Origin of the sequence: Actinocrinis sp. (assembly GCF_035946395.1) — a bacterium.
GTDB lineage: Bacteria > Actinomycetota > Actinomycetes > Streptomycetales > Catenulisporaceae > Actinocrinis.
In genome coordinates this window covers 26,586-36,102 of the sequence record NZ_DASYZI010000158.1, presented here as the reverse complement: position 1 = coordinate 36,102, position 9,517 = coordinate 26,586, and the positions used below count along the sequence as shown (strand labels likewise).

Below are 9,517 nucleotides of genomic sequence, written 5' to 3'. Positions count from 1 at the left end.
CGCGACTGGTCGCGGCCGACGTCGAGCCGCCGATCTACCTGTCCGCCAACGTTGAAGGCGGCGACGCGCACAACGATGTGTGGGAAGCGCGCTACGAAGGCCGGATCCGCCGCAGCGCATACTGAGCCAACCAGGTCATTCGCCGCACCACGCACTACACGAACCATGCACTGAGCCAACCATGCACTGAATCAACAGAGCGCTGGATCACGGGGCCGTTCGCCGCGACGTGCACTGAGCCAACCGGATTGTTCGCCCACCGCATACTGAATCAACGAAGTCATTCGCCGCAGCGCGCACCGGGCCGACTGGGTACTCGCTCCACTGCGCACTGAATCACCGGATCCTTCGCCGCAGCGTGTACTGGGCCAATCGAGGTTACTCGCCGCATCGCGTGCTGAATCAGCGGAGTTGTTCGCCACAGAGCGAACCAGGCCGACTGGGTTACTCGCCGCGCTGTGCGCTGAATCAACGTATGCCTTCACTGAAGCGTGTACTGGGTCGGCCGCTCCCGGCAGAGCCGCGTGTTCTTGAGTACACACGTTCCCGTACGTCCGCCGACAGCTTGTCGGCCCTTGGGCGAAGGGGTGATTGCATGAATGGAATATAACCGTATTATCAGACTTATTCGTTCAGTCTCACTAGTACGTCGGACCGGGAGAGTCGCCCGAGACTCCCCGGTGGCGTGAAACCTGGCGCGGCACGCCGCCAGTACGTCGGGGATACGGCGTGCTGAACTCCACGTCCGGGCGCAGTGCCGAACCGATACCGGTGAACCGGTCGCCTGTGCCCTGGTCACCAGGGACCCAGCGCAGTGCCAAACGGTATTCGTGCACTAATGCGTCATAAAGTGGGGTCGCCGCCGGACGTGCCTCAGCCGGGTCGAAGCCGGAATGCGACGCCTGAGCAGCGGAAGGTTGTGGCGCAGTCACAACGGAAACAACGATGTACCGGTGCCCCACGATGTTCGGCCGATCGAGTGATCGGCCCGGCTAAACCATCCATTCGGCCCAACGTTGCTGGTCAGCTGAATCATTGCTGCCTCGCGCAGGCTCCCGCCGCCGAGCCATGTTCCGACGACCGAGTGTGACGCGTCTCAGTCGGCCTCCCGACCGACTTCCGGGATCAGGTCGGCGATGGACTTCACAATCCGCGATGGCCGGTAGGGGAACCTGTCGACCTCGTTCAGCTGGATGATCCCGGTCGTGACCAGAATCGTTTCGAGACCCGCCTCGATACCGCACTTGATGTCCGTGTCCATCCGGTCGCCGATCATCGCGGTCGTCTCCGAATGGGCCTCGATCTTGTTCAGGCCCTCACGCATCATCACCGGGTTCGGCTTGCCCACGAAGTACGGCTCGACCCCCGTCGCCCGGGTGATCAGCGCCGCGACCGAGCCGCAGGCGGGCAGCGCGCCTTCTAGCGAGGGACCGGTGGCGTCCGGGTTGGTGGCGATGAACCGGGAACCGTTGTCGATCAGCCGGATCGCCCGGGTGATCGCCTCGAAGCTGTAGGTCCGGGTCTCCCCGAGCACCACGTAGTCGGGCTGGTTGTCGGAGAGGGTGTAGCCGACCTCATGCAGCGCGGTGGTAAGACCCGCCTCGCCGATGGCGTACGCCGATCCGTTGGGCCGCTGCGAGTGCAGGAAGTTGGCGGTGGCCAGCGCCGAGGTCCAGATCGACTCCTCCGGCAGGTCGATCCCGGTGGAGAGCAGCCTGGCACGCAGGTCCCGCGGCGTATAGATCGAGTTGTTGGTCAGTACCAGGAACGGCGTGCCGAAGTCGCGCAGCTTGCGGATGAACTCGTCTGCCCCGGGGATCATGTTGCCCTCGTGGATGAGGACCCCGTCCATGTCCGTCAGCCAGGTCGTCACCGGCTTGCGGTCGTTCACGTTCAGCTCCTTCCGGGCGGGCCGGGCAACTCCCGGCACGCTGGCGAAGGACACGCTGAGGGTGGCGTGTGGCTTCGGGCATCATCATCTCGTGTCCGGGGCACGGGCACGCGAGGCGGTTCGAATGTCGGAATGACAGCCACCGCGCCACAGGAGGGTTGTGGCGCGGTCAGCGAGAGGATTGACGCCGGTACGCGTGCCGCCTCTCGGCGAGTGGCACAGCGCGGCTCCAGCCTGACGGTATTCCGCGCCGGCTATAGGTGAGGCCCGGGGACATCGTACGTACCGGCTCATCGAGGCTAACACACGGAAGTGGACTTGCGCCGCATCCGTAACCGCGCCAGTACTCTCACATACTTCCGCAACCGGCCCGCATGCATAGCGTTCCACCAGGTGAGCGCTGATTCGACCGCAGCCGAAGGCCACTGCCTTTCAAGGCCGAGAATGGCACCAACCGGACAAGGCGGCGCAACCGTATTGACGACGCGTGAATTGACGGCACGAACGTCGACTGCTGGGCACTGAAGTAACGAAGCGGCGGAGCTCTGGTGCTACTAGCTCCATCCTCCGCACGTCACCCGGGCGAGCGATACGTAGATCGGGATAACCTGGGCTCATCATCGAGTAATGGCCTTACTCGACACTGAGGAATACCCGATATTCCCGGATTGTCCCTCGCGCGTTCAAGTGGCGTACGGAGGATGGGACTAGCCGCTCAATTCGCTATAGCAGCCTACGTTCGCCCTCGCGTCGTTTCACGACGACATCTGCTGCATGGCCCTAGTGCCCGCCACGAGCTGCCGCCGCGCTGGCCTCAATCACCTGCTCAGCCACAATGTCGGTCTCAATCGCCTGCCCCACGCTCTCCGATATCGCGGCGGTGGTCGGCTGCGCCGGGATGATCGGTGCATCAGAGGCCGGGGCGCCGGAGGCTCCTGATGACAGGTGCCTGACGGCAGTCGCCTCACCCTCGATCTCGTGCACGATCGCCTTCTCGAAACCACGCAGCCCGAAGTGCTTGTGGTCGTCGTGGTGGAAGTAAGGCTCCCAGCGGCGCGCGTCCAACAGACGGAACACTGGGAGATGCCTGATTTCCAGACTGATGAGCACAGCAGCGGTCGTGGTGACCGCCAGCCCGATGTGCCCGACTCCTGCCGCTGCTCCGATCGCTGCGGCAGCGAAGACAGAGGCCGCAGTGGTGATTCCGTGCAGGATCTCCTTGTCCTGCATCGCCTGCCGGAAGGAGAGTCCGCCACCGATGAAGCCGATGCCCGTGACAGCGCCACCCAATACCGCAGGGGAGGACAACGAGAGGGTGCCGATGAGCGCCGTCCCTGCACCGAGGAGGGAGAAGGTACGGTCGCCCGCAGGTGCGCCGCGTACAGCCCGCTCGAATCCGAGCACGAAGGTCAGCCCCCAGCCGACCAATACCCGGGTGATCAAGTCCAGCTCGGTGATGTGCACCGCGTCCCGCCTCCCCATGCTGCTGGTACTCAGCCAGTTGACGTATGTTCGATGACCAGTCGTTGTGGTGCAGCAGTCTAAGGTGTGTCACCCTCCTGTCCGCTACTCCGGGCGGCGCACGCAGTCGACTGAAGGTAGTTACGCTGATACGGCGTATCGCTCCACCTGAAGACGACACCGCTGACACGAGGCATCGCACCATCTGAAGACAGCCCGGCTTACACGGTGCATGACCACCCGAGCGGGTGGTCTGACGTACGACCTGGCCCATCCGACGGCATTGACCTGACCGGAGGCCAGCCCAGCTGAAGTTCGGCCCGGCTGGATATGTGGCTCGGCGGGGTACGTGGCCCAGCCAGATACCTGGCTCGACTGATGAGGCGGGCTTGCCACCGCGCCAGGTCGACTCCGAACCGGTAGACTGCTGTCACGTGCGATTCCTGAATGATGCGTCCCCGCAGTACGACCTCACCTACGACGACGTCTTCATGGTCCCTGCACGATCCGACGTAGGTTCGAGGCTCGGCGTCGATCTCAGGACGCCGGACGCGTCCGGCACCACCATTCCTCTCGTTGTCGCCAACATGACCGCCGTTGCCGGCCGCCGCATGGCGGAGACCGTCGCGCGCCGCGGCGCACTGGCGGTCATCCCGCAAGACATCCCACTCGATGTGGTGACTGACGTCATCGATTGGGTCAAGGCACGGCACACGGTCTATGACACCCCGATCACCGTCCGACCTTCGGACACCGTGGGTGACCTGCTCAACCTCCTTCCGAAACGTGCCCACGGCGCAGCAGTCGTCATTGAGGACGGTCGGCCCGTCGGCGTGGTCACTGAGGCCGACTGTGCTGGCGTCGACCGATTCACCCAGCTCAGCCAGGTGATGTCGCGTGGCCCGCTCACCGTGCCGGACGGCATCGAGCCCGAGGAGGCCTTCAACCGCCTGAGCGAGGGTCACTACCGCCTCGCCCCGGTGGTCGACGGCAATGGCCTGCTCACCGGCCTGCTGACCCGCCAGGCTGCGTTGCGCGCGACACTGTATGAGCCTGCGGTCGACGCATCCGGCCGATTGCGCGTCTCGGCTGCGGTCGGCATCAACGGCGACGCCGTCGGCCGCGCGAAGTCCCTGCTCGACGCCGGTGTGGATGCGCTGGTCGTCGATACCGCACACGGGCACCAAGAGAAGATGATCAGCGTCCTCTCCGCAGTGCGCGCCCTGAATCCGCAGGTCCCCGTGGTCGCGGGCAACGTGGTTTCGGCCGAGGGAGTCCGTGACCTGGTCGCCGCCGGGGCGGACATCGTCAAGGTCGGTGTCGGCCCCGGCGCGATGTGCACGACTCGGATGATGACCGGCGTGGGACGCCCTCAGTTCTCCGCAGTGCTCGAATGCGCGGCCCAAGCGCGTGCCCTCGGCAAGCACGTCTGGGCCGATGGCGGAGTACGTCACCCGCGCGACGTTGCGTTGGCTCTGGCGGCGGGTGCGTCGAACGTGATGATCGGTTCATGGTTCGCGGGCACCTATGAATCCCCTGGCGACCTCCAGTTCGATGGGGATGGCAGACAGTACAAGGTGAACTTCGGTATGGCTTCTGCTCGTGCGGTACGACTCCGCACTGCCGACGACTCTCCCTTCCAACAGGCACGCAAGGCGATATTCGAAGAAGGCATCTCGACCTCCCGGATGTATCTCGATCCTCAGCGACCCGGTGTCGAAGACCTGCTCGACTCGATCGTGGCCGGCGTCCGGTCCTCGTGCACTTACGCGGGCGCGCGCTCCCTTGACGAGTTTCACGAGCGAGCGGTGATCGGTATCCAGAGCACCGCCGGATACAGCGAGGGCAAACCGCTTCACACCAGCTGGTAGCGGAGCACCACTGCGCCGACTAGTGGCGGGGAGATGCTGCTCGGCGGGAGGCGACCGGTTGGCGCCGATGATGGTCGACTGAAGGTCGGGCGCCTTGGCGCTGCCGGGAGCAACCGCGCAAATGGTCTGAGACGTGTTGTTTCGACGTCGTCTGTGACGCTGCCTGTGCGGGGCGAGCGGCCGTCCCGCCCCGTCCAGGTTCCCCGTCCCCGACTAGTCCGCGATCGGTGGCGCCTACACCATCGCGTGTGTGTCTGTGGTTGTGACCTGGCGGTGCGCTGTTAACTCACCGTGAAGGTCACCGGGGTTGACTGGCTTGCGTCGTAGTGGCTGTCACCGCTGTACGAAGCAGTCGCGGTGTGGCTGCCCGCCGGCAACGTGAGCTTTTCGAGCGCCCGGCCATGTGAGATCTTGACCGGGGGGAGCGACTTGCCGTCCACGACGAAGGTGATCGACCCCGTCTCGGCAGCGTGTCGGTGTCCCTTGCCTTTCTTGCTCTTTCCCTTCTTGCCCTTGCCCTTCGAGCCCTGCTGATCCGGGCCCTGGTCCTTCGTCGGTGCGCTGGGCTGGGTGGCGATGCTTACCCGGGCGGAGAGCAGAAAGTCCTCGCCACCGTGCGCGCTCTTGGGCGCGTGCACCCGGGTCACGGTCGGTGCGTGCGGAGCCGGAGCGCCGTCCGCCGCGTAGGCCAGCGCCGGCGCGATAGCCAGACCACCGATGGTGGACAGGACCAGGGCACGAGTGAACGCTCGGGACATAGTGGACCTCCTCGTTGTGTCGCGGCTGTCGCGGGTGGCTCCCGCGAGGTTCAGCGCGACGTGATCAACAGTGACAGGAGCCCGCGCCAGGCGAATCCGTAAAATTGCGTATTTTTCTACGCACTTATGACGAGGCCTTGTGGGTGACCTGGCGGATAATCAGATTGTGCTGCGTGGTGAGGAGTCGTAAGCCTGCTGGTAATTGGCGGCAATCTGTGGATATGCGGTGTACTGGTGGAGAAGCTTGGCGGTAGGTATGTCGCTAGCTGATTCGCGTCGAGGCCGCGGAAAGAAAGAGTGCTGTATGTGCACAGGAGTTCGGCGGTAAGCGGGGCCTGGGGAGAGTCAAAGGGTAAGCCGCGTGCTGCGCATCCTGGACGAGCAGCATGCCGACTGGGGAGAGGCGCAGGGCAAGGGGCGCTGAGGTGGCTGCGGCCTGGTTCGGCGGTAAGTGGGGCCGTGGGGTGGTTCACGTGGTGGTTTACGTTGAGGCCATCTCTTGTGTGCCAGCGCTCGGGGTGTGGGTGTGTGTTGATATATTTATAAGGTGGTTGGCGTGAGTGTGGCGCAGAGGGTTCGAGCACTGCTCGCATAGGGCTTGTGTTTGTGGTCAGATGTTGGGCGTTATTGCCGAATGCGTTGGTAGTGGTGGCGGCAGTGAGTGAATGAGCCGCAGGTCGCAGCCTGTTCTCAGTTCTCTCCGCCTGGAGACGGGATGCCGAACCGTTTGGCAAACCTCGGGTCCGTCTCCCACCACGGGCGCAGGTGCCCCTCGGGGAGTTCCTCCTCATCGGCGCCTTGCGCGCCCGGCGCATGCTGGACTACTTCCAGCGCGTCAAGCAGCGTGTCGACGACCGCTGCTTCTTGGCGGTCCTCGCGGAACATGCGTCGCCACAGGGCTCCGATGAATGGGAGTCCGGCCAAGTCGCCGATCACCCAGATCGCCCCGCCGCCGATGAGCTGGTCTTGGTGGAACGTCATGCCCCAAGGCCGACCGAGCGCTGTGTAGTAGTCCAGCGCGACTGTGTAGCTGCCCCACATCAAGATGATGCCGAGCGCTCCGTCCGTGACCGCTTCGGCAAACGTGATCCACACCGACACCAGATGCGGGTACTCGTGCGGTACCGGATCCACACGCAACCGTGTCCAGTAGTAGTAATAGCCGACTGTCACCAACGTGAATCTGAGCAGTTCGTTCTGGAAGTTACTACGCATTGCTGCCTGGAACCACGGCGTGAGGTACACCAGGAACGGCGTGCTCATGAACACGATCGACACGGTGGCCGGGAACGCGAGCATGCGCGCGGGACGGCTGTGCAGAACGCGGTTAATCTGCGCGCGACCGCGTTCAGAACAGTTCGCGAGCAGGAGGGTCAGCGGAGCGCCGAGCGCGAGCAGCATCGGCACCACCATCATCAGCAAGGTGTTCTGCACCGCGCGCGGCCAGAACAGGACGCGCTCGTACGCTCCGAGGAACGACATCGAGACGAATGCGAGAAGCCCGAGTCCAGCCAGGAAGAACGCCGTCTGGCTGAAGTGCCACTGCCCGCCAGCCTTCGTGTGTCGCCTGACGCCGATGAGGTAAAGCGTCGCCCCGACGGTGGCAACGGCGAGGACCCATGGGTTGAGCGTCCATTGGGTCGCGTAGCTGGCGTTCTGCAGGGCGGGCGGGCCTGAATAGGCGCTGACCAGCGTGTGCGAGCCCACTGCGGGCAATCCGGTCGTCATGCGCGCATCACCTCGTGGCTTCCACCTTTACCCGCACATCGTAGGCAATCGTGTGGAGCCGTCAGACAAGCGGGGGTGCGGGACTGTGCGGCCATATGATATTCGAACCTTAGTTCTATAATGTTCTATGACGAGCAGGCTCAGCAGTCACGCATGGGTTTGCCTGGATTTTTGATGATTTCTACGTCATGGGCGTCGTGGACGTGAAACAGTTGACTGCCGAGACGCAGAGACCCATAAGCAGTGACCAAGTGGGACCGTGCGAGCGGTAGAAAAGAGGCACGGGCCGCTGAGGTGGCTGTGTCCCGGTTCGGCGGCGTTGTCGGCGGTGGCCGGTAGCGTTTTGGTCGACACCCCAACCGGCGGTCCGAAACCACTGAACCATACATACGGAGGCGAGTGAACCATGGCGGCGTCCACCGATCGGGAGAAGGCGATCGACGCGGCCCTTGCGCAGATCGAGCGGCAGTTCGGCAAGGGCTCGCTGATGCGCATGGGCGATCAGGCACGTGCGCCGATCGATGTCATCCCGACTGGGGCGATCGCGCTCGACGTGGCTCTGGGTGTCGGCGGGCTGCCGCGGGGGCGCGTCGTCGAGATCTACGGCCCTGAATCCAGCGGCAAGACGACCGTGGCCCTGCACGCGGTGGCCAACGCCCAGCGGGCTGGCGGGCTGGCCGCGTTCATCGACGCTGAGCACGCCCTCGACCCGGACTACGCGAAGGCTCTCGGCGTGGACACGGACAATCTGTACATCTCCCAGCCCGACAACGGCGAGCAGGCACTTGAGATCGCGGACACGCTGATCCGCTCCGGTGCCCTGGACATCATCGTCATCGACTCGGTGGCCGCGCTGGTGCCACGAGCGGAAATCGAGGGTGAGATGGGCGACGCGCACGTCGGCCTTCAGGCGCGACTGATGAGCCAGGCGCTGCGGAAGATGACTGGCGCGCTTAGCCAGTCCAAGACCACCGCGATCTTCATCAACCAGCTGCGTGAGAAGGTCGGCGTGATGTTCGGCTCGCCGGAGACGACGACCGGTGGCCGGGCGCTGAAGTTCTACGCCTCGGTGCGGCTGGACGTGCGGCGGATCGAGACGTTGAAGGACGGCCAAGACGCGGTGGCGAACCGTACCCGGGTGAAGGTCGTCAAGAACAAGGTGGCACCGCCCTTCCGCCAGGCCGAGTTCGACATCGTCTACGGCCACGGGATCAGCCGTGAGGGCAGCCTGATCGACCTGGGCGTCGAGCATGGCTTCGTACGCAAGTCCGGGGCCTGGTACACGTACGAGAACGGTCAACTCGGACAGGGCAAGGAGAACGCGCGGGCCTATCTGAAGGACAACCCCGACATCGCCAACGAGATCGAGAAGAAGATCAAGGAGAAGCTCGGCGTCGGCCCGCAGCTGGACGCGCCTGCGGTGGACGCCAAGCCGGCGGACGCCAAGTCGCCCGCCCCCGCCGCCACCGAGCCGGTCAAGGCTGCCCGGTCGTCCCGGACGAAGGCCGCAAGTGCTGATGCCTCCGGTCTGTGAGCGGCGGCGAATTCGCTGACGGGCTGCCTGCTGACGGACTGACTGAGGAGAGCGGCGCGGCGGGACGACCGAGGCGGGGTGCTGGGTCGTTCGGTGTGCGAGTGGGCACGCGGGATCAGGATCCGGACGGCGAGGGTGGCGCGCATGGCGGTTACGCGCCGTCCGCGCTGCCCGGCCCGGGGCAGGTGTCTGAGGAGGGCACGTCTGAACATCGCGTGCTTACGGGTCGCGGGCTGTCCGGCCAGGGTGGCGTGTCCGAGCAGGGCGCGGCTCA

Annotated in this window: 6 protein-coding genes; 2 read left to right on the top strand and 4 right to left on the bottom strand. The window is 64.7% G+C overall.

Going from position 1 to position 9,517, the window contains the following annotated elements:
* Positions 1–1,096: 1,096 nt before the first annotated feature.
* The gene (locus VGS97_RS10250; RefSeq protein ID WP_326853098.1) at positions 1,097–1,891 is read right to left on the bottom strand and encodes an HAD-IIA family hydrolase; all 795 of its coding nucleotides are present in this window, start codon (positions 1,889–1,891) and stop codon (positions 1,097–1,099) included.
* Positions 1,892–2,671: 780 nt separating this feature from the next.
* Entirely contained in the window at positions 2,672–3,373 is a 702-nt protein-coding gene (locus VGS97_RS10245; RefSeq protein WP_326853097.1) for an MgtC/SapB family protein, read from the bottom strand.
* 413 nt (positions 3,374–3,786) lie between these two features.
* Here VGS97_RS10245 and VGS97_RS10240 point away from each other — a divergent pair, with 413 nt between their 5' ends.
* Positions 3,787–5,223: a GuaB1 family IMP dehydrogenase-related protein gene (locus tag VGS97_RS10240; protein ID WP_326853096.1), complete on the top strand. Its 1,437-nt coding sequence runs from the start codon at positions 3,787–3,789 to the stop codon at positions 5,221–5,223.
* Positions 5,224–5,504: 281 nt separating this feature from the next.
* On the opposite strand, the gene VGS97_RS10235 is transcribed toward VGS97_RS10240, so the two are convergent.
* Together VGS97_RS10235 and VGS97_RS10230 are read right to left on the bottom strand one after the other, a co-directional pair.
* A complete protein-coding gene (locus VGS97_RS10235) occupies positions 5,505–5,981 on the bottom strand; it encodes an Ig-like domain-containing protein (protein ID WP_326853095.1) in 477 nt (158 codons plus the stop codon).
* Between the two features lie 690 nt (positions 5,982–6,671).
* Positions 6,672–7,709, bottom strand: a complete 1,038-nt coding sequence (locus VGS97_RS10230; protein ID WP_326853094.1) for a cytochrome c oxidase assembly protein — start codon at positions 7,707–7,709, stop codon at positions 6,672–6,674.
* A 406-nt stretch (positions 7,710–8,115) separates the two neighbouring features.
* Here VGS97_RS10230 and recA point away from each other — a divergent pair, with 406 nt between their 5' ends.
* Positions 8,116–9,243 carry a recombinase RecA gene (recA, locus tag VGS97_RS10225; RefSeq protein WP_326853093.1) on the top strand — a complete coding sequence of 376 codons (1,128 nt, stop codon included), beginning with the start codon at positions 8,116–8,118 and terminating at the stop codon, positions 9,241–9,243.
* Positions 9,244–9,517: the final 274 nt, after the last annotated feature.

What these genes read in the sequence shown, in the direction of transcription:
- VGS97_RS10245 (WP_326853097.1), bottom strand. Translation starts at nt 3,373, where the DNA reads ATGGGGAGGCGGGACGCGGTGCACATCACCGAGCTGGACTTGATCACC.
- VGS97_RS10235 (WP_326853095.1), bottom strand. Translation starts at nt 5,981, where the DNA reads ATGTCCCGAGCGTTCACTCGTGCCCTGGTCCTGTCCACCATCGGTGGT.
- VGS97_RS10230 (WP_326853094.1), bottom strand. Translation starts at nt 7,709, where the DNA reads ATGACGACCGGATTGCCCGCAGTGGGCTCGCACACGCTGGTCAGCGCC.
- recA (WP_326853093.1), top strand. Translation starts at nt 8,116, where the DNA reads ATGGCGGCGTCCACCGATCGGGAGAAGGCGATCGACGCGGCCCTTGCG.